The organism is Methanobacterium petrolearium (assembly GCF_017873625.1).
GTDB lineage: Archaea > Methanobacteriota > Methanobacteria > Methanobacteriales > Methanobacteriaceae > Methanobacterium > Methanobacterium petrolearium.
Genome location: NZ_JAGGKL010000001.1, coordinates 315,406 through 335,556, shown reverse-complemented (window position 1 = coordinate 335,556; position 20,151 = coordinate 315,406). Strand labels below are relative to the sequence as shown.

Sequence of the window (20,151 nt, the reverse complement as noted above, 5' to 3'; positions counted from 1 at the left end):
GAGGAATCCAAGTGAAATCAAAAATGGAGATATCTTTTATCTCCATAGCCATTTTTTTTACCCTTATCCTTTTTTTAGCTGTAGGAAGTCTTTTTATTCTTCCCAGTTTCCAGGGTTTTATTGATGCCATTCTATCCGAGGAAATGATCGAAGCCTTTAAACTAACCATCTACACTGCAGCCATATCATCTGTACTGGTGATGTTGGTGGCCATACCCACTGCCTACTCGCTCAGCCGTTACTCTTTTCCACTGAAAACTCTGATTAAGAGTATTCTGGATTTGCCAATGGCTTTTCCTGAGATAGTTCTAGGACTGGCTCTTTTAATGTTATTTGGTAATAATTTACTTGGTGGTTTTCTGGAAAGGTTCGGTATACAGATTGTTTTCACCGTGACTGGTATAATAATTGCCCAATTCTTTGTAGCATTTCCATTTGCAGTTAGAATATTATATTCAACCTTTAATTATATTGATACTCGTTATGAATTCGTTTCCAGAAGTTTAGGGTACAGTGAATTTGAAACTTTCCGTTCTGTTACTCTTCCCCTCTCGAAAGATGGTATTTTCGCTTCAGGAGTGGTTACCATTGCCCGTTGCATAGGTACTTTTGTTGCCGTTCTTTTCCTGGGTGGTGGAACTTTTATGAAAACTGAAACCCTTCCCATCACTTTATATCTTAATCTTTCCTTTGGAAACGTGGATATGGCCATATCTGCTGGCATTGTTCTGGTGATTATTGCTTTTGTAGCCATTGCAGTTTTAGAAAAATATGGGAAAGAGAAAGCCCTGTAGTTTAAAAAGTAGGAAGATTTCACAGTGAAAATTCAGAGATTAAATAGGAGATGATCAGTCTGTTTTTAAACATTAAAGACTTAAGTGTTGATTTACAAGATTTCCACTTGCAAAACGTTAATTTAAAGGTAAAAGAAGGAGATTATTACGTTTTAATTGGCCCTACCGGATCTGGTAAATCTGTGCTACTGGAAACCATTGCCGGATTCTACAAACCTTATCATGGTCAGATTTTACTGGAAGGAAATGATATTACCCCTCTAAATCCGGAAGATCGTGACATTAGTATAGTATATCAGGATTATGTTCTTTTTCCACATATGGATGTTTTCGAAAACATAGCATATGGTCTTAAGAAAAAAAATAAAGGCGATAAATCATTGTTAGAGTCCCGGGTAAATGAGATGGCTGAAAAACTTAAAATCGACCATCTTCTTAAACGAAATATAAAAACACTCAGTGGTGGAGAGATGCAACGGACTGCTATTGCTCGTTCTCTGATAGTTGAGCCGAAATTGTTGTTGATGGATGAACCCTTCAGTGCGGTGGATGTTAACACCCACGCCTACCTAACGACACTAATTAAAAATGTAATTGAAGAGTATCAAACCACTTGCATTCATGTCACTCATAACTTTAATGATGTCTACAATTTAGCTGAGCAGGTGGCAGTTATGAAGGATGGTAAAATTCTTCAACAGGGCACCCTACATGATGTTTTCTCCAGACCATCAGATGACTTTGTGGCCAACTTTGTGGGAGTGCACAATGTTTTCAAGGGCCAAATAGTAGGCCATGATAAATCACTGTTAAAAATAAGGATTAACCATGATATAATTATCCACAGTTCAGACGCCTTTGAACAGTATTCCTCTGATAAGACAGATGTGATGGTGGCAATAAGGCCAGAAAACATCATATTCTCCAATGAACCATTCATATCATCTGTTAGAAACCAGTTAAAAGGTGTGGTTAAAGACCTGTTTGAAGTGGGACATACTGTCTGGATTGAAGTTCAAGTGGGAGGTGTGACATTCAGAGGAGTTTTAACTCCTAATTCCTGCGAATCACTGGGAATACAAAGAGAAAAAGAAATTTATTTAAGTTTCAAGTCTTTGAATGTGAATTTAATGGAATACCATAATGATGCTTACAGTTCCATTTAATAAATTATTTTTAGTCTCAAGTAAAAAGAATAAATTATAAGTAATGAGTAACCAATTCATTCTAATTCTTCTTCACAGGTGTCAATGACGATCATGGTCTCTTCACCCTCTTTGGGGCAGTGTCTGACCTCAATTAAATCATATTTTATTTTTTCAAGGTCAATATCTACAGTGCTGTGTATAGTATCTCCATCAAGATGAACTGCCACGGTACAACTCTTTCTTCCACCTTTGAGTACGCAGGTTTCCACATTTATGACCTCTCCTGGAGTGAAAACCCGATTGTAAGACATTTCCACTTTATCATAGGGTTTTACGTTCTGTTTGACGTATTCAATAGCTTCTTCACAATCCATAGTCAGGTTTTTTACCATTATAACACCCCAAGGATACATTTATTAATTTTAATTAAACTTCCTCTTTTTAATCTTCCACCACGATGACCTTAGATGCGTCACCCTGAGTATGTATTATTTCAATAAGGTCATCTTTAATGGCATGCATGTTGATTTTCACTGTCTGGTTGATCAGTTCTCCAGTTAGGTGCAAAGTGACCTGAAGAAATTCCTCACCGTGTTCTTCCTCCATTTCGAGTCCTAAGACCTCTCCAGGAGCATAAATACGGTTATAAGAAATTTCGAGAATATCGTGCATTTGGACGTTGTCTTTGAGATATTCTATAGTTTCATCGGGTTTTAGAAATATTTCTTCTTCCATGATAATCACATATCACATTGATATCGCAGTCATGTTTAAAAAAATTTGGGTTTTTTTTGAAAAATTTGAATTTAATTTATTGAAAAAGCCTAAAAATAAAAAAAATGGATAAAACAGAGATTATAGGTATTCTCTGTTTTTCTCTGCGTTGAGGTATAAATTACCTTTACCATTTACGGCTATGTCACCATTGTATTTGATGTATTTTCCAGAGAAGCTTTTGCCATCGATTTCTGGGTCAACAACAATGGAATCGTAGACAAATCCTTCCAGGAGGATTCCCAGTTTTCCTTTGATGAGGATGTTACCGTTTTTCATCTGGCCACCTGGCCAGCGGGTAACGTCACCATCGATCTGGATGAAACCTTTGTTCATGTGGATTCCTGCAAGGATGTCACAGTCTCCTCCAACATAGATTTCTCCACCGGATAGACATTCTCCGAGTTGTTTACCTGCGTTTCCGTGGAGGATAATTTTACCCCCACTCATTCCTCTCCAGTCACCGATATAGGAGCATCCACAGAATTCTCTGGTATTGCCCATGATTTCCAGTTCTCCACCTTCCATTTCACGGCCGGCGTAACTTTCGGCATTACCATTAACGGTAATTTTGCCGCCTTTCATCTCTGCTCCGCAGTGCAGGTCAGCATTTCCGTTTACTATGATCTCTCCGGCTTCCATCTTACTGCCGATATATTTTACTCGGCCGCAGTCTCCTTCAAGGATCATTTTAACTTCTTCAGGACCTTCTGCAGTTCCTTCTACTTCAATATCGAAGTAGTCGGTTAGTGGGAATCTTCGGTTTCCGACTGGTACCTGGTAGTTTTCGAAGTCTGCTTTCTCCCAGGTGAATACTTTATCTGGGATGAGCTCGTCGAACTCTAGGGCTATTTGAGATTTTTTCTTTACTGTTAAAGTTATTGTTTTCACTCTTAATACCCCCTTTATTTGCCTGCCTGGACATCTGTCACAATTGGGTTAGGTGTGAAATGGTCCTGTACCTGATAGTTTTCGAATTTAACCGTGTAATAACGTCGGAATCTTGGCATGACTTCTTCCATTACAGCTTTTTCCTGTTCTTCGAAACCTTGTACATTGGTCCATAGAGTGTGGCTAGGCACGACCTTAACAACTTCTCCATCTTTTACCAGGATCTGACCGTCTTTGATGGTGTACATGGCGTTTCCAAAGGCTTTTTCTATGGCAGCTGGTTCTTTGGATGGATCTATTGTATTGGGATTCAGGTCATAGACAGCTATGTCTGCATTATATCCTGGGGTTAATTCTCCCCTGTCCTGGTATCCGTAGATTTTGGCTGCTGAAGCTCTGGTGATGGTTGCTATTTCATTGAAGTCGTATTCTCTGTCTAGGGTTCCCAGTCCGGTTCGTTTGTATGACCATACCCGTACTTCCAGGTTGTCCATCATTTCCTGTCTGCGTTCTGCGCTCATGAGCCAGGAGATGATTCTGGGGTATCGGATGAATGGCCCAGCGTTAGGGTGGTCAGTGGTCAGGCATACTTGCCAGGGGTCTTTGATTCTCATGAACAGTTCAAGTCCTACACCCCATTGGAAGGATGGAACTGGAGCTCTTCCGGAGTAGATGAATGGAACAATTCCTGATCCTGTTTCCAGTTCGATGTCTTTGTTAGCCCATTTAAGACCATTCAGCTGGTGCAGATCGAATTCCATAGGACCGTCAGCGGTCATGGTGGTGGTTTCATCCAGAGTGATCTGACCTATATCACACGTTACGTGTTTGTTTTTGTTTATGTAATCTGCAACTTCTTTGGCACCTGATTCAACATCTCTCCAGCTGGTTCCAGCATAGGAGTGGAACTGGGCATGAGTGAGGTGTACAGTCTGGTTTCGCAAACCGCTGCTTTTTTCGATGTCTTTAACGCAGTCCAGGGTGTTTACAGTGGTGGGGTAGTTTCCTGGGTGTCCCAGGTCGTTGGGGTGTATGTGTATGGAGTGTGGTAGTCCTAACATTTCGTTGGCCTGTGCAAGAGCCCTAACAACTTCTCTGGCTGTTACGTCAAAGAAGGGTACAGGGTCATCAATTCCGTGTACGTTTCCTCCCCAACCCCATGCTTCAGTTCCGCAGGGGTTTACGATTTTTATTCCGTAACCTTTGGTTATTCTGAGCCAGGAAGCCACGAATGCAGCTATTTCATCGATTTTTCCTTCTTTAGCCCATTGCAATACAAACCAGTTGTTACCAAATAATGGGAGTGGAGCAATATCTATGTTAGGAATGGCCGTTATCTCTTCGTGGGTGTGTTTAGCTTCTAAAGGAGGCATTGCTGCTTCAGTCACTGTTCCGTAACCCATTCGTGAGTACCTGTATCCAGTTGCAGGGCAGCTGGGTATTGAAAATCCTGATTCTGATCGGCAAACATCAGTTTTTGAAGTTACACCTTTTCTTGAGTCTTCTGGTCGGTAAATCCTACCAACTACGAGTTTAGGTCCTGCTACGTGGGCGTGAGGATCAATACCAGCGGGCATGACTATTTTGTCAGTCACATCCAGGACTTTTGCATCGGAGGATACGTTGTCAACGATTTTACCATCCTTGAACATGACGTCCTTCTTTTCACCAGCTATGTTGTTGGCCGGGTCGTAAACTATACCGTTTTTTAGTATATATTCCATGATATCACCTTATTTGCTAGCTACTGCGGCCTCTTCAGCTTTTATTTCTTTAACTCTTTCGTGCAACTCTTTAATGATCCATTCATCGTCTCTGCAGGTTTCAGGTTTGTCTACGGCCTTTTTCATGTAGATAGGTACACCGTCCATTCGGTAGCTGGTACCAGCACATTCTACACCTACGAATGATCCTGGAAGCACCACGTCAGCTATCTCAGTGGATGGTCCCCAGTGCAGATCTATCTGAATAACTGGAATTTCTGCCAGGTGTTTAACTGCTCCTCCAGGGTAATGAGCTCCAGGGTCGGCAGCTATTACCATGAATACGTCACATTCTTTTCGGGTTAACAGATCTATGGTGTTGGTTTCTCCGTTCATGTATCTTGGGTATCCTCGGCAGAAGTCCACACCATAAGGGAATCCCATTTCAAAGGCCATGAAGATGTTGAATCCATTCACATTGAAGTGACCCCTCATTGGAGTTAGCACCCATTTGGTGTACTCGTTGAGGTCAGCTAACATTTCAATGGCCATGTCAATGTTCCTCTGTTTTGAGAGAGTGTGGGTCAGACCAAGACCGAAATATAATGCTCCGAACTGAACATTCTTCATGGCTTCGGCTAATTCCATGATGTCTTCTTTGGGTATACCCGAAACATAGTCCTGATCAATTTTTTTTCCTTTTAAAGCCGCCCTTATAGCGTTGTAGAATCCATAATCACCGTTTTGCTCAAATCCAATCCATATGTCAGACATTTTAGCAGTGTCACTGTATTTTGGATCCATGGTAACCAATGTACGATCGAATCGACCCCTTGGTCTGAACCATCCTCGAGGGAAGGTACTGTATCGGGCAAGGTGTCGGGGGTGGGAGTTCATAGGGTTACTTCCCGTGTAAACAATCATGTCTGCACGGTTTTTGATTTCTCCCAGGGTTGCAATAGGGTATCCTACGTTTTGTACTGCTTGTAAGGATGGTCCGTGACAGATAGTTGCCTGGTTATCAAGGACAGCTCCTACCAGTTCACCTAGTCGAATTCCGTGTTTCATGGTTTCAATGGAGGTTTCACTCCAGCCGTAGAATATTGGTCGGACTGAGCCAGCTATGAGTTCGGCTGCTTTATCTAGGGCGGTGTCCCAATCAACTTCCTGTAGTTCACCATTTTCATCCCTTATCATTGGCACCATAAGCCTTTGGTCCATGTCCTCCATGACTTTGCTGGCGCCGAGTCGACAGGCGTGTCGTACACCAACTACGTGTCCATCTTTTACTAAGAAATCTAAATCGTCACAGTTGCATCCGCAAAATGCACAGGTGCCGTTTTCTACGATTTCATCATAATCAGTTATAGGTGGTTCGTATGCCACTTTAATCGGCCTCCTTATTTCTTTTTGTAGACGGGCATCTCACCGAGTGATTCTAACTCAGGGATGGTTTCTTCATCATCTACATATTTTTTGTAGACTGCTCTCATGAGGTCAGCCATTAATAAAACTTCTTCGTCTGATGTTTCCACTGTGCAGTAGATACCTTTGTAGGTAGGGTCACAGCAGCAGTAGGTTTCTGGACTAGTTATTACGTTGGCCCATGGTCCTTTTGGTATGAATATAGTTCCTTCGTGAGGTGCGTCTCTGGAGTGAACAGCAGATACTATTACTTCTCCCCAATCTGTGGTCACTTTCACGGTGTCCCAATTAGCAACGCCTAACTTCGCCATGTCTTTAGGGTCCATATAAGCGACACCACACACTTTTCTGTATTCATCCTTGAGTGTTGAGCCTCTTTTTTTACATGCACCCTGGTAGATGTCTGAGCCGGTGTTCAGCATCATGTTTAATAGTTTTCGTTCTTTTGCTGCTGGTTCTTCTAATTTAACAACTTTGGGAACGACTGGTTTTTTTATATAAGTCATGTTTTACACCTCATTCCAGCCATATGGCATCTGTAGGGCAGAACATTTGACATGTTCCACATTTCGTGCATTTTTCTGAGCTGAAAAGTTTGATTACTCCGTTTTCTACCATCATAATGACTTCTTCAGTTTTGGATCCGTGTCCACCTGCTACTTCGGGACTGATGGATACATTTACCGGGCAAGCGACAACACAAACTCCGCATCCCAAGCAGTTATCTTGTTCTACTTTTAGTTCCATAATTTATCACCTAAAATTTTAGGTTTTAAGGGATTCCATCTTGTTTTTCCATGATTTGGACTTGGTAGGTGTATAGTCCACATCGGTTCTCTTGACTTCTATGGCCTCTACTGGGCAGACATTTGCACATGCACCACAGTAGATGCAGTATTTTTCGTCTTTGTATACTTTTTCCACGATTTGTCCAGCTTCTTCCGGTTGAGGGAATGATAGAACATCACACGGGCAGATATCAACACATGCTCCACAAGTGGTACATTTATCTTCATCAACGGTTAATTCACCTTTAAATGGTTTTTTAACTTTTGCAGCGTCTACTGGGCAAATTTCTTCACACCATCCACATCGGACACATAGATCATCATCAATGAATGAACTTCCTGTTATTTCCGAATCTGCTGGGTTCAAATCGTATTCTCCATATGAACAGGATCGGCAAGCAGCCATTATGGCATCAACAGGGCATGATTTTTTACAAATCAGACAGTAGACACATTTGTCTTTGTCTATATTGATGTCTGAAGCCACTGTGGGGTCGGCTGATGTTGGTATTTTGCTGTCCATGGTTATGGCATCAGCAGGACACATCTCTTCACAGATACCACAGTTTATACATGTGTCTTTGTCTATTTCGATTTCCCCGGTAACCAGTTTGGCTCGTTCCGGTAGTTCCCTGGCAATGGTTATTGCTTCTCTGGGACATGCAGTTTCACATGCTTTACAGTAAATACATGTTTCGTCGTCGATTTCTGCAGAGGACAGATATTGTGGATAAGCATCCATATCACTTATTGATTCACCGTCGATTGTGAATTCAAGAGCATCTACAGGACATCCGACACTGCACATACCGCACAGGACGCATTTGTTTTCATCAACGCAGATTTTCGATACATCAGCATCGGTTCGGACTATGGCTCCGATATCCCCAAGTTCGATAGCTTCTACTGGGCATACTTTTTCACAGATACCGCAGCCAATGCAGAGTTCATCTTTGAAGGCCAGCTTCCGCTCTTCTTCAGCTGATCTTGTTACATCAAAGTCCAAGGCTTTGACTTCCTTCGTATTAGAAACCATTTTTTACCTCCATATTTCTATTGAGTGGTAAGGAACTAATCCCAGATAGAGACTAATCCCAACAAATCAGGACACCCGCAGCACCAATATGATTTTATAACGAGTTAGTGGGAGTTTATTATAGTTACAACTTTTTTTTTAATTCTTGTTAGTGTTTTCGCGCTTTTTATGGTAAATTTTTCTTAAAAATCTATAGTTGGCACTAAGTGTGTTGATTACACATAAATCATCTGATATATTTATACATTCCTACTAGAACCAAGCCGATATCCATATATAGGGATGTGTGCTAACTACACCCATTCATGGATTTAAACAAAGACTTTGAAGAATTATGCCGAGTAATCAGACGTTTTTTAAGATAAAAAATATTTGAAAACTGTAAACACAGAACTATCAATGGTTGATGCTAAAAAATCATCCTCTTATTCCCTAGTTAAATAAAAATCTTATATCACATCATACCACAAAAAATGATGAAAGTTCAAGAAATGTTCCCACATTCTTACAACAAATGAAAATGTTTCTAACAATAAATCATTAAAATTTTAGATCATAATGATTAATAGATGAAATAACCAAATTATGTTAGGGTGCGTAAATATGGATAGTACAAAAGAGGGACCACAATACCGATTAAAACTGGATGAAAAAATAATATTGCTAAACAAAAAGAAATTCAATCTCCTAAAGTATATAGATGAATGTGGCTCCATAACCCAGGCTTCAAAACACTCCCACATCCCCTATCGCAGCGCCCTTAAATACATTGAAAATCTTGAAAACGACATTAATAAAACCATTGTCTCGACAAAAAGAGGAGGAAAAGGCGGCGGTGGCGGAAGTACATTAACAGATGAAGGTAGGAAAATATTAAGGGAATACCGCAAAGTAGATAGTATTCTTAAGATGCATGCTGATGTTAATGAGATTGAAGGAGAAATAGCAGAAATCGATTCAGAAAATAAAATTGCCAACATTTATTTAAATGGGAATAAAGTCATCCTCCCAGTAAGAGGCAATTTTAACATAGGAGACAAAGTTTTGGCTTTGATAAGTCCCGATGATATATTTGTAATGTTAGAACCACAAGAATCAAGTGTTCGCAACATTTTTGAAGGCAAGATCACCGGCATGGAATTGAAAAACAACTTGGTAAGGTTAACCGTGGAACTAGGCAAAACCAGTCTTTTCGTGGACATTACTGAATATGCCAGAGAACAACTAGATTTAACCCTTGGAAAAAATATTTTTGTAGGATTTAAAGCAGCAGCAGTTGCCATGGTAAAAATATAATGAATATAATAGGATAAACCTAATTTTTTTAGCTAACTAACTCTTTTTATTTTTTCCATATTACCTTACAATTTATCAAGCATAAAAAATCAAAACTGATAAATGTTAACTATGGATCAAAAAATATAGATCCCCATCTTTTAAACTAAACATTCATTCATTCTAATCCAAAAAGGTGCAATCATGAAGATATTAACCGTGGCAGGAACAAAAAACACTGGAAAAACAACTCTAGTCACCATGATAGTTAAGGAACTGGTAAACCGAGGTTATAAAGTAGGTACAATTAAACACACCCATCATGACTTTGATCTGGAAGGTAAAGACACTTGGAAACACCAAAAAGCCGGAGCCGAGATAGTGGTGGGTTCTGGGGAGAGTACCTTCTTCATTACCAATGAACAACTTCCCTTGGAAACAATACTGAAAATAATGGGAAACACCCGAAAACTTGATTACGTTGTGATTGAAGGTTTTAAATTCTCTAATTATCCCAAAATTTCAACCACCCCTGTTAAAGATGATTTTACCATTGCCAACGTCGATGTTTTCAAAATAAAACCAGAAAAAATTGTTTCCCTGGTTGATTTAGTGGAAGAAAGAACCTACGGAGTTATCCCTGGATCGGATTGTGGAGAGTGTGGTTTTGAAAACTGTCTGGAGATGGCTAAAGCCATTGTACAGGGAAAAACATCAGGAAAATCCTGTAAAATGAGGAAATTGATGGAAGTAGAACTCTATATTGGTGATAAAAAGATCCCTCTGAACCCTTTTGTACAGGATTTCATTAAAAAAAGTATAATGGGAATGATTAGTACCCTTAAAACAGATGAAATTGAAGATAATGAAGGAAACCTTCCTCCAGAAAAAATAGAATTATGGATCAGGAATTTTGAAGACTAAAAATGACTTTAAACTTTCATATTCTGAATATTCACGATTTGAATTATAATTAGACTAAATGGTTGACCTGCTATGAATAATTTTAAGACTGACAATTTCCAAAGGCCCATTATTTCCCTGCGCATATCTATAACCAACCGTTGTAACATCCGCTGCTTTTACTGCCACCATGATGGTATTATCCCCCAGGAATATGAGATGACTCCCCAGGAAATAGAAAGAATTTCCATAATATCCAAAAACATTGGAATAAGAAAAATCCGATTATCAGGAGGGGAACCCCTCATAAGAGATGACATTGTTGATATTGTAAGTAAAATATCCTCTCTGGGATTTCAAGATGTTTCTCTAACCACTAACGGCATATTACTGGAGAAATATGCACTTTCACTTAAAAATGTAGGGTTAAATAGGGTTAATGTGAGTTTTGACACTCTGAACCCCCAGACTTACCGTTTCATAACCAAAAGTAACTACATTGACTCAGTGAAAAATGGGATCAAGAAGGCTGTAGAGGTTGGACTGTATCCAGTTAAGGTGAACATGGTGGTTATGAAGGGACTGAACCATGATGAAATATGGGATATGTTCCAGTTCTGCAAAAAGAACGGAGCTATTCTACAGATCATCGAACTTCTAAAAGCTGAAAGTTGTCCTGATTCTGATTTCTTCGATGATTATTACTACGACATTGGTATCATAGAAGAGGAGCTTAACAAAAAAGCCACTGACATCAAAACCCGCCCCTTCATGCAGGATAGGAAGAAATACTTCCTTGAAGGGGGAGAAATAGAAGTGGTCAGACCCATGGACAACACCGAATTCTGCAAAAACTGCACCAGACTCAGGATAACCCCTGATGGGAAGCTTAAACCCTGTTTACTTAGAAATGACAACCTGGTAGATCTGATTGAACCCATGAGGAAGGGGGCTTCTGATGAAACTATGGAAAACCTATTCATAGAAGCAATTAACAACAGAGAACCTTACTATGGTGGCTGTTAATTTTTTAATTAGCCTTTAACTTTAAAAAAATGTTTAAAAAAAGGATGTTGTATCCAATTCATGCAGGATAGTACATCCAATCATGTCTGATATCCAATTCATGTCTGATTCTACTCATTCCTTGCATTTCTCAATTTTAACTGCACAGTACTTGAATTCAGGAGTTTTAGTAACTGGATCGCAGGCTGGGCTGGTTATCAGATTGGTTTTTGTTTCCCGTGAGTGGAATGCCATGAACACCAGACCTGCCGGTGATCTTTCCGTTACTTCCACTTGAGATTTTATTTTCCCCCGGCGAGATATCACCCACACCCAGTCCCCATCTGTTAAACCAATTCTTTTGGCATCTTCAGGGCTCATCTCCACAGGATCGTGATCATAAAGTTCCTTCAATCCTTCTGTGGCACCGGTCATGGTGCTGGTGTGATAATGGAAGATTCTGCGACCTGTAGTAAGAACCAAAGGATATTCTTCATCAGGTAATTCCGCTGGTGGCCGGTAAGTAAGTGGGATGAATTTTGCTTTTCCGTTTTCAGTGGAAAACTCTTTTTCATAGAGGACGGGTGTTCCTTCATGTTTTTCATGGTAACAGGGCCATTGTTTGCTGTCTTCTTCCAGGCAGGAGTAGTACATTCCCCCATATATCGGAGCAAGACTTGCAATTTCAGCGGCAACATCCTCTGAACTTGCATAATCAAAGCCATCTACTCCCATTTTCTGAGCCAGTTTTGAGATTATCTGCCAGTCTGGCTTGGAATCACCCACAGGCCTTATGGACTGCCGCACCCGCTGCACTCTCCGGTCAGCATTGGCAAAAGTACCATCTTTTTCTGCATAAGAAGCTCCTGGCAAGATCAAATCCGCCTTAAGTGCTGTTTCAGTCATGAACAGATCCTGTACAATTAAAAAATCAGTTGCTTCCAGAGCATGGCAGATGTTGGAGCAGTCTGGTTCCGATAAAACCGGGTTCTCACCCATAATATACATAGCCTTCACTTGACCATCTCTGGCGGCTTCCATCATTTCTGGCATCTTCAACCCAGTTTTGGGACTGAGTTTGGAGTTCCATGCTTTTTCAAATTTTTCCTGAACATCAGGATTCTCCACTTTCTGGTAACCAGGATATGAATCAGGTAAACATCCCATATCACATGACCCCTGAACATTGTTCTGTCCCCTGATGGGATTAACCCCAGAGTAGGGTTTACCAAAGTTACCAGTTACCAAAGCCAGGTTTGAAAGGGCAAACACATTATCCGTCCCATGAGAATGTTCAGTTATTCCCAGAGAATAAAATATAGCGGCAGGTTCTGTGGTAGCGTACAAACGTGCTGCTTCCTCGATCTTATCAGGTTTGACCCCGGTTATTTCTTCCACAGTTTCCAGGTCGAATTCTTCCAGAGATTCGGATAGAGCATCAAAATCCTCACACCTTTCCTGAATAAATTCATCATCCAGGAGTTTTTCATCTATAATAACCCGTATCATACCCATTATAAGAGCTACATCTGTTCCAGGATTGTGTTGAATGGTTATGTCTGCATGGCGAGACAGATCTATGTTTCGAGGATCAGCTATGATGATTTTAGCCCCATTTCTAACTGCATCCATTATTCTCATGCTCAAAACGGGGTAACTGTCCGTAGGATTGGTTCCTATGAAAAAAAGGCATTTAGCGTTGGGTATTTCGGTTAAAGAGTTGCTCATGGCTCCGCTTCCAAGACTCCGGGCCAATCCTGCTACGGATGGGGCGTGACATGAACGGGCCGAGTTGTCAACGTTGTTGGTGCCCATGGCCAGTCTGGTGAACTTTTGTAAAACGTAGTTATCCTCGTTGGTGCATCGAGCTGATGATATGGCTGCAAATGAATCATCTTTATACTGGGAAAGTTTTTGGGCTGCAAATTCCATTGCTTCGTCCCATTCACATTCCACGAACTGTCCCTCCTTTTTTATAAGGGGTTTAATCAGTCTGTCTGGATGGTTAATGAATTTGAATCCATATCTGCCCTTTACACATAGGTTTCCCTGGCTTAAGGGATGGTCTCTGTCTCCTCTGACACTTACGATTTTTTCTCCCCTCACACCCAAATATAAGCCACACCCCACCGCACAGTAGGTGCAGGTGGTTTTAACTTCTCTGGTTGGTTTCAAGGTTTCTTTGGGAACCAGGGCCCCCACTGGGCAGGCTTCCACGCATTCTCCGCAGGAGACACAGCTTGATTCCAGGATTGGTCTGTCCATGGGGGTGGTTATTCTGGTTTCGTATCCTCGGAAACCGAAGTCTATGGCACTAACCCCCAGGCGATCCCGGCAGGTTCGGACACATATCCCACAGAGGACACATTTTTTCAAATCCCGTGTAAAAAATGGGTTTGATTCATCAGGAGGAATTTCCAGGAGTGATGGCCTCAGATCACTGATATCATCAAGTTCAATCCCAAAAAAAGATGCTATTTCTTGTAATTTACACTGGTTGTTCTGGGCACAGGTTAAACATTCCACTTCATGGTTGGCAATTAAAAGCCGTGCCACCATCTGCCTGGAATTTTCAACCCGTTTACTGGTGGTGGATATTTCCATTCCCTCCTCCACCTGTGTTTCACAGGATGTGACCAGACGTCCTTCGGCATTTTCAACTAAACATAACCTGCAAGCACCCATGGGCTCCAGATCAGGGTGGTAACATAGATGGGGGATGTAAATACCGTTTCGAGTAGCAGCCTGGAGAATGGTATCTCCCTTCTGGGCTTTTAATTGTAACCCATCCATGGTGAATTTTATTTCATCCATAAAAACGACCTCTAAATCATTGTTAATATCTATAATCTATATTCATATAATCTATATTCAAATCTATATTCAATGCAAATTCGCTTATTTTATTTTAATCTACATTTAAGGGCAAATTCTTTTTTTATATTGTATCACACAATTTAATTGGTTATTACCTGATTAACTCGATTTTTTTTACCGAATTAAACTAATTTAACTGGTTTGTTACAGGATTAAACAATTCATATTATGGGCGGGGATACACGTTTAATTGAATCGTATTTCCCCTGGCATAATTCCATACAGGTACCACATTTGATGCATTTTTCCTGATTTATCACATGTGGCTCTTTTTTTTCTCCAGTTATAGCCTCTGCAGGGCATGATTTGTAACATAATCGACATCCAGTGCATTTTTCAGGCATTATAACGTAGGAAATTAGTTCTTTGCAGTGTCTGGCTGGACAGATCTTGTCGTTAATATGAGCCTCATATTCCGGCATAAAATATCTTAAAGTAGTCAGTACTGGATTAGGAGCCCCCTGACCAAGACCACACAGTGAAGCTGCCTTAATTGCTTCAGCCAGATCTTTTAGAAGATCCAGATCGTCCGATCGGCCTTTTCCCTCAGTTATGTCTGTTAATATGTCTAACATCTGTTTGGTTCCCAGTCTGCAGGGAACACATTTACCGCATGATTCGTTCTGGGTGAATTTCAGGAAATATTGGGCAACGTCCACCATGCAGGAATCTTCATCCATAATGACCATTCCACCAGAACCCATTATGGCCCCTGCCACGTTTAATGAACTGTAATCTATACGAGTGTCCACGAAATCTTTGGGAATACATCCTCCAGAGGGTCCTCCCACCTGAACTGCTTTAAACTTTTTACCACCAGTAACTCCACCACCAATATCGAATATGACTTCTCTGAGAGTTGTTCCCAGTGGAACTTCTATTAATCCAGTGTGGTGAACATCACCCACCAGGGCGAAGGTTTTTGTACCTTTGCTGTCTTCTGATCCAACTTCACTGAATTTTCCCGGGCCCTTCTGCATGATCAGGGCCACCCCAGCCATGGTCTCCACATTGTTGATTACGGTGGGTTTACCCCATAAACCAGAGGTGGTTGGGAATGGCGGCCGAGTACGTGGAGTGCCTCTTTTGCCCTCTATAGATGCAATTAAAGCTGTTTCTTCCCCACAAACAAATGCTCCTGCCCCTTCTTTTATTTTCAAGTTAAAATCAAATCCAGAATCAAGAATGTTCTCCCCGAGAAGCCCGTGTTCCATCATCTGGGAGATGGCATGTTTCAATGTTTTCAATGCCAGGGGATATTCTGCTCTACAATATATGTAACCCTCATGAACCCCGATAGCGTAAGCAGCAATAATTATTCCTTCTAATATTGAGTGGGGATCGCTTTCCAGGAGGGAACGGTTCATAAATGCTCCTGGATCTCCTTCGTCAGCGTTGCAAATGAGGTATTTGGTTTGTGATTCTTCATTTCGGCATAACTCCCATTTCATCCCAGTGGGAAAACCTGCTCCTCCTCTTCCCCTCAACCCTGATTTTTTAACTTTTTCAATTATTTCTTCTGGTTCCATTTGGAGGGCTTCGTTCAATCCACTGTATCCTCCTTTAGCCAAGTAATGATTAATATTGTAGGGGTCAATCAACCCACAGTTACGGAGTATTCGCCTGACCTGTGGTTTTAAAACAGGAAGATCAAACAGGTGTGGGATATTCTCTAGTTTACCTTCACCAGTAGTACCCAGTGCATATTTTGCCAGTGGATCATCTCCATCAATGTATGCGTTCACCAGTTCCCTTGCAATTTTAGGGGTGAGATTTCCATAAAAAATCTGAGGATTGTCTGGTTTGATGATGGTGATGATTGGTTCTGCATAGCAGAGCCCTATACAACCCACTTGAACTATTTTGCAGTCAATATCATTTTTTATGCATTCTTCTTGAATTACAGACCTTATTTCTTCAGCTCCGGCTGAATTACCACAAGTAGCCGAACCAACCAGTACTACGGGTTTTTCACTCTCATAAAGTCCTTTCAATTCTTTTTCGGCTATTTGAACCTGTTTATCGAAATCCATATGTTATTTACTCCTATTTACAGTTAAATTCATTATAATGATGGTTTATCAAATCATTGCCAGTTCAGGCCACTTATTACTTAAAAAAGCCAATGGCCGCCACCAATAATACTGTTATCATTTTTATAGATCTTTCAAGATCCAACTTTAATATATTGAAACGAACTTGTTATTGAAATAGAACTTGTGATAATTTAATCTGATACTTACCTTCTCTAATTATTTATCATTTTATAATATAAAGGAATATTAATAAGAAGAATAACAGCGTTGCTTGGCCTGTTAGTTCATCAACCTTTATAAAATGTATTTTAAAGTTATCTACTATGATTTTAGGTTTTAAGTTAGCAAATATGGTAAAATATATCTGCTTCAACTTATATACTGGTGTATCAGGATTAAGTTTAGGAGGTTGGATATGTCCAAAAAAATGCCCAAACATTACATGAGTATAAAAGAGAAATTTCCAGAATATAGTGACGCACTGAGTAATTTAGGTGAAGCTGTTCGAAATTCAGGGCCTCTTGATGAAAAAACCACCCAACTCATACAATTGGCCGCATCAGCCGCCATCAGATCTGAAGGAGGTGTTCACAGCCACGCAAGAAGGGCTTTTCAAAATGGAGCATCTGAAGAAGAAGTTTATCAAACCGTGCTCTTGCTCACCAGCACCATCGGTTTTCCCAACATAGCAGCAGCCATATCCTGGATAAATGACATTGTAGCCGAGAGGGATTAAAGAATTAATTTGAAACCGACTTCTTGAATGTGCGGTTTTTTTTATGATCTAGATATTTCAGATTATATTATCGTAAGCAGATTAAGCATCATAGATATCTTGGGATCAGAGTATCATTAATGATATAAGATGTTACGAGGTATTCAAATGGGTAAAATGTTTAAGAAAACCATGATTATCAAGGTCAACCACCAGGCTCGCAAGTTGGAAGATCTGGTGGCCCTGGATATGAAAATGGAACTGATGGTTAACGGTGAAAAACTTGGCAAATTTTATCTGAGCCCGGATGACCTTGAAGATTTCACTTTAGGTTATTTGCTGGATGAACGGTACATAAAATCCCAAGATGATGTCAAAAACATTGAAATTGGACCAGAATCCATTCAGGTTCTCCTAAAAAATTATGATAATATCAAAAAAGATGATCTGGCCTGTTATGATGGCTGGTTCCATAGAGACCAAATCTTAACCCCGATAAAATCTGAACTCAAGGTTGAAAGTGAGAAGATTCTCCAGGCATATGATCATCTGATTGAAAAGGCAGAAGTATGGTCCAAAACCGGAGGCACTCATGTAGCTGCCCTGGTGGATAAAAACCATTTCATTGTCAGGGAAGATGTAAGCAGACATGTTGCTGTGGATAAAGTAATTGGTGCTGGTTTAAGGAAAGATTTAGACTTTTCTGTATGTTTCCTGGTTTGTAGTGGTAGGATCCCACCAGATCGCGTGGTTAAACTAGCCAATGTAGGTATACCCATCATGGTAACCAAGGCCGCCCCTACAGTTGAAGGGTTGAAAATTGGTGATGTAGCAGGAATTACCCTGGTAGGCTTTCTGAGAAACGGTAGATTCAATATTTACACCCATCCACACAGGATAATCATTTAAGAGTTTAATTAGTTACTTGGTATTAGTTTACCCAGTTACTTGGTATTAGTTTACCCAGTTACTTGGTATTAGTTTACCCAGTTACTTGGTATTAGTTTACCCAGTTACTAAATATCAAAAGATAAAAAAATAGAATTAAAAAAAAAATAATCCATAAACGTGATTATTTGATTATTTACTCAATTACTGTGTGTCTTGCCTTCATATCCTCTTCTGTTTTTCCCATTTCAACCATTAACTGGGCAATTAAGCTGTCAAGGAATATGAGGGTGGTGACCTCGAATAAAGTCCCTAATGGAGATAAAGACTGATGTTTGCCGTTTATCTGTCGAGTGATGTAATTTTTTTCTGAATCGATCTTAGTACGTCCCTTAATGTGCACCACCAGATCTGCCATTTTCCCCAGAGTAGAGTCTACATAGGAAGTCACTGCAATAATTTTGGTTCTTCTTTTCTGGGCTATTTTAGCTGCACTGATAATACTGAAGGTTTCACCTGAACCAGAAATTGCTAAAAGACAATCCTCCGGACTTAAAGCAGGAGTGGTTGTCTCACCCACCACATACACACTTATTCCCAGGTGCATGAGACGCATTGCAAACGCCCTGGCCACCAGGCCAGAACGTCCTAATCCCATGACGAAAACGTGTTTAGACGATTTTAACATTTTATTCATGTCATCAATGTTCTTTGGGTCGAGTTCTTCTGAAACAGAGCATACATTATCAATTATTTCTTCTATAGCTTGGTTTAAAATCAATTGTTTCACCGTAATCAGCATTATTTCGTGGTGTATATCTATCTGGTTTGATATATATAATCTCCATACTCAATCCGAGTATCAACTGGAAACTTGAATAATCAAACCAATAATTAATAGTATTAAGAAATTTAAAAATCTAAATCGAGTCATATGGAGTTTAATCCAACGTTAAACCTGGAAATAAATGGTGTGAAGTTTACATACCGACTTTTTGATGCTTTGGAAACAATTTCCCAAACATGGTCGCAAAGAGAAGCTGCTAAGAGCCTTGGAATATCCCATGCTGTTTTAAACAGGCGGATTCACGATGCTGAACATAAATTAGGATTTAAATTAGTTTACACCACTGGATCAGGTTCTGGACTCACCCGCCAGGCAATTTCAATCCTTGATAAATATCATCAATATCAAAAGAGGCTGCAGGAAGAAACTATTCCTGTGATCTGTGGTGGACCCATATCATCTGGCCTGCTAGATGTTTTATCATATCATTATGGTTTAAAAACTGTGATTATTAGTACAGATGATTTGAATGCCCTTAAAATGGCTGAAAAAGGCCTGGTCGATGTTTTACTTCTTGATGATCCTGTGCATGCATTCATGCATGATCTGGATTTTACACCAATAGCCCGGGATCACCTGGTACTGGTATCTGGTGCACAAGAACAACCTGAGACTGTGCAAGAATTAGCTGGGAAAGAATTCATTGAAATCCCCCATTCAGCTCAAAGGTTGGCTTGGAACACTTTAGACCGGTTAAGAATTGATTATGAAATTGTTGAAGTGTCCCATTCACCCCAAAATGCCCTGAAAAGGGTTAAAAGTAATGATGATTTGTTTACCTTCCTTAACAGTAGTTTCATATCAGGAATTGTTTCTGGTTCCAATTTACTTGCTGAAGATACCATGCACATAATTAACATGATTATATGGAACTCTAACCCCCAAATGGAGGATTTTTTAGAATTTATCATTGGAAGAGGGCAAAAAATAATCGAACAATTGGGTTTTGAAAGAATTGAATAATTTAAACCTTGGACAATTGGATAAAAATGGATTCGATGCCCAATAACCTTATTAATTCATATAAATCCGTTAATTTTAAATAA

General features: G+C 40.1%; 19 protein-coding genes. 8 read left to right on the top strand and 11 right to left on the bottom strand.

The features are described 5' to 3' along the window. The first annotated feature begins 11 nt into the window (after positions 1-11). Together J2743_RS01565 and J2743_RS01560 are read left to right on the top strand one after the other, a co-directional pair. On the top strand, positions 12-794 hold the full coding sequence (locus J2743_RS01565) for an ABC transporter permease (RefSeq protein WP_209624694.1): 783 nt from the start codon (positions 12-14) through the stop codon (positions 792-794). 50 nt (positions 795-844) lie between these two features. Beyond that, complete coding sequence (locus J2743_RS01560; RefSeq protein ID WP_209624693.1) at positions 845-1,960, top strand: ATP-binding cassette domain-containing protein; 1,116 nt, start codon at positions 845-847, stop codon at positions 1,958-1,960. Between the two features lie 56 nt (positions 1,961-2,016). On the opposite strand, the gene J2743_RS01555 is transcribed toward J2743_RS01560, so the two are convergent. From J2743_RS01555 to fwdF, 8 genes are all read right to left on the bottom strand, one after another. Then, the gene (locus J2743_RS01555; RefSeq protein ID WP_209624692.1) at positions 2,017-2,334 is read right to left on the bottom strand and encodes a DUF2097 domain-containing protein; all 318 of its coding nucleotides are present in this window, start codon (positions 2,332-2,334) and stop codon (positions 2,017-2,019) included. Positions 2,335-2,383: 49 nt separating this feature from the next. Next, positions 2,384-2,677, bottom strand: coding sequence for a DUF2097 domain-containing protein (locus J2743_RS01550; protein WP_209624691.1), 294 nt, complete (start codon positions 2,675-2,677; stop codon positions 2,384-2,386). Positions 2,678-2,797: 120 nt separating this feature from the next. Next, the gene (locus J2743_RS01545) at positions 2,798-3,607 is read right to left on the bottom strand and encodes a formylmethanofuran dehydrogenase subunit C (protein WP_209624690.1); all 810 of its coding nucleotides are present in this window, start codon (positions 3,605-3,607) and stop codon (positions 2,798-2,800) included. A 14-nt stretch (positions 3,608-3,621) separates the two neighbouring features. Continuing rightward, a complete protein-coding gene (locus tag J2743_RS01540) occupies positions 3,622-5,334 on the bottom strand; it encodes a formylmethanofuran dehydrogenase subunit A (RefSeq protein WP_209624893.1) in 1,713 nt (570 codons plus the stop codon). A gap of 6 nt (positions 5,335-5,340) precedes the next feature. After that, positions 5,341-6,696 (bottom strand): formylmethanofuran dehydrogenase subunit B, encoded by a 1,356-nt coding sequence (locus J2743_RS01535; protein WP_209624689.1) that lies wholly within the window; start codon positions 6,694-6,696, stop codon positions 5,341-5,343. A 14-nt stretch (positions 6,697-6,710) separates the two neighbouring features. Beyond that, a complete protein-coding gene (locus J2743_RS01530) occupies positions 6,711-7,241 on the bottom strand; it encodes a molybdopterin dinucleotide binding domain-containing protein (protein WP_209624688.1) in 531 nt (176 codons plus the stop codon). Between the two features lie 10 nt (positions 7,242-7,251). Further along, positions 7,252-7,482 carry a 4Fe-4S binding protein gene (locus J2743_RS01525; protein WP_209624687.1) on the bottom strand — a complete coding sequence of 77 codons (231 nt, stop codon included), beginning with the start codon at positions 7,480-7,482 and terminating at the stop codon, positions 7,252-7,254. Positions 7,483-7,500: 18 nt separating this feature from the next. Next, the gene (gene fwdF / locus J2743_RS01520) at positions 7,501-8,559 is read right to left on the bottom strand and encodes a tungsten-dependent formylmethanofuran dehydrogenase subunit FwdF (protein WP_209624686.1); all 1,059 of its coding nucleotides are present in this window, start codon (positions 8,557-8,559) and stop codon (positions 7,501-7,503) included. A 603-nt stretch (positions 8,560-9,162) separates the two neighbouring features. Here fwdF and J2743_RS01515 point away from each other — a divergent pair. The 3 genes from J2743_RS01515 (at position 9,163) to moaA (ending at position 11,763) form a co-directional block, all read left to right on the top strand. Continuing rightward, positions 9,163-9,855 carry a TOBE domain-containing protein gene (locus tag J2743_RS01515; RefSeq protein ID WP_209624685.1) on the top strand — a complete coding sequence of 231 codons (693 nt, stop codon included), beginning with the start codon at positions 9,163-9,165 and terminating at the stop codon, positions 9,853-9,855. A 183-nt stretch (positions 9,856-10,038) separates the two neighbouring features. Continuing rightward, a complete protein-coding gene (mobB, locus tag J2743_RS01510) occupies positions 10,039-10,758 on the top strand; it encodes a molybdopterin-guanine dinucleotide biosynthesis protein B (RefSeq protein ID WP_209624684.1) in 720 nt (239 codons plus the stop codon). Between the two features lie 72 nt (positions 10,759-10,830). Next, a complete protein-coding gene (moaA, locus tag J2743_RS01505; protein WP_209624683.1) occupies positions 10,831-11,763 on the top strand; it encodes a GTP 3',8-cyclase MoaA in 933 nt (310 codons plus the stop codon). Positions 11,764-11,877: 114 nt separating this feature from the next. On the opposite strand, the gene fdhF is transcribed toward moaA, so the two are convergent. Then, positions 11,878-14,556 (bottom strand): formate dehydrogenase subunit alpha, encoded by a 2,679-nt coding sequence (gene fdhF, locus J2743_RS01500; RefSeq protein WP_209624682.1) that lies wholly within the window; start codon positions 14,554-14,556, stop codon positions 11,878-11,880. Between the two features lie 224 nt (positions 14,557-14,780). Next, the gene (gene nuoF, locus J2743_RS01495) at positions 14,781-16,652 is read right to left on the bottom strand and encodes an NADH-quinone oxidoreductase subunit NuoF (protein ID WP_209624681.1); all 1,872 of its coding nucleotides are present in this window, start codon (positions 16,650-16,652) and stop codon (positions 14,781-14,783) included. Positions 16,653-17,070: 418 nt separating this feature from the next. On the opposite strand from nuoF, the gene J2743_RS01490 reads away from it, so the two are divergent. Then, the gene (locus tag J2743_RS01490; RefSeq protein WP_209624680.1) at positions 17,071-17,391 is read left to right on the top strand and encodes a carboxymuconolactone decarboxylase family protein; all 321 of its coding nucleotides are present in this window, start codon (positions 17,071-17,073) and stop codon (positions 17,389-17,391) included. A 147-nt stretch (positions 17,392-17,538) separates the two neighbouring features. Further along, positions 17,539-18,279: a formate dehydrogenase accessory sulfurtransferase FdhD gene (gene fdhD, locus J2743_RS01485; protein WP_209624679.1), complete on the top strand. Its 741-nt coding sequence runs from the start codon at positions 17,539-17,541 to the stop codon at positions 18,277-18,279. Positions 18,280-18,454: 175 nt separating this feature from the next. Here fdhD and hxlB read toward each other — a convergent pair whose 3' ends face one another. Beyond that, complete coding sequence (gene hxlB, locus J2743_RS01480) at positions 18,455-19,060, bottom strand: 6-phospho-3-hexuloisomerase (RefSeq protein WP_209624678.1); 606 nt, start codon at positions 19,058-19,060, stop codon at positions 18,455-18,457. A 171-nt stretch (positions 19,061-19,231) separates the two neighbouring features. On the opposite strand from hxlB, the gene J2743_RS01475 reads away from it, so the two are divergent. Continuing rightward, on the top strand, positions 19,232-20,068 hold the full coding sequence (locus J2743_RS01475; protein ID WP_342451623.1) for a LysR family transcriptional regulator: 837 nt from the start codon (positions 19,232-19,234) through the stop codon (positions 20,066-20,068). Positions 20,069-20,151 lie beyond the last annotated feature (83 nt).

What these genes read in the sequence shown, in the direction of transcription:
- J2743_RS01560 (WP_209624693.1), top strand. Translation starts at nt 845, where the DNA reads ATGATCAGTCTGTTTTTAAACATTAAAGACTTAAGTGTTGATTTACAA.
- J2743_RS01555 (WP_209624692.1), bottom strand. Translation starts at nt 2,334, where the DNA reads ATGGTAAAAAACCTGACTATGGATTGTGAAGAAGCTATTGAATACGTC.
- J2743_RS01550 (WP_209624691.1), bottom strand. Translation starts at nt 2,677, where the DNA reads ATGGAAGAAGAAATATTTCTAAAACCCGATGAAACTATAGAATATCTC.
- J2743_RS01530 (WP_209624688.1), bottom strand. Translation starts at nt 7,241, where the DNA reads ATGACTTATATAAAAAAACCAGTCGTTCCCAAAGTTGTTAAATTAGAA.
- J2743_RS01525 (WP_209624687.1), bottom strand. Translation starts at nt 7,482, where the DNA reads ATGGAACTAAAAGTAGAACAAGATAACTGCTTGGGATGCGGAGTTTGT.
- fwdF (WP_209624686.1), bottom strand. Translation starts at nt 8,559, where the DNA reads ATGGTTTCTAATACGAAGGAAGTCAAAGCCTTGGACTTTGATGTAACA.
- J2743_RS01515 (WP_209624685.1), top strand. Translation starts at nt 9,163, where the DNA reads ATGGATAGTACAAAAGAGGGACCACAATACCGATTAAAACTGGATGAA.
- mobB (WP_209624684.1), top strand. Translation starts at nt 10,039, where the DNA reads ATGAAGATATTAACCGTGGCAGGAACAAAAAACACTGGAAAAACAACT.
- moaA (WP_209624683.1), top strand. Translation starts at nt 10,831, where the DNA reads ATGAATAATTTTAAGACTGACAATTTCCAAAGGCCCATTATTTCCCTG.
- fdhF (WP_209624682.1), bottom strand. Translation starts at nt 14,556, where the DNA reads ATGGATGAAATAAAATTCACCATGGATGGGTTACAATTAAAAGCCCAG.
- nuoF (WP_209624681.1), bottom strand. Translation starts at nt 16,652, where the DNA reads ATGGATTTCGATAAACAGGTTCAAATAGCCGAAAAAGAATTGAAAGGA.
- J2743_RS01490 (WP_209624680.1), top strand. Translation starts at nt 17,071, where the DNA reads ATGTCCAAAAAAATGCCCAAACATTACATGAGTATAAAAGAGAAATTT.
- fdhD (WP_209624679.1), top strand. Translation starts at nt 17,539, where the DNA reads ATGGGTAAAATGTTTAAGAAAACCATGATTATCAAGGTCAACCACCAG.
- hxlB (WP_209624678.1), bottom strand. Translation starts at nt 19,060, where the DNA reads ATGCTGATTACGGTGAAACAATTGATTTTAAACCAAGCTATAGAAGAA.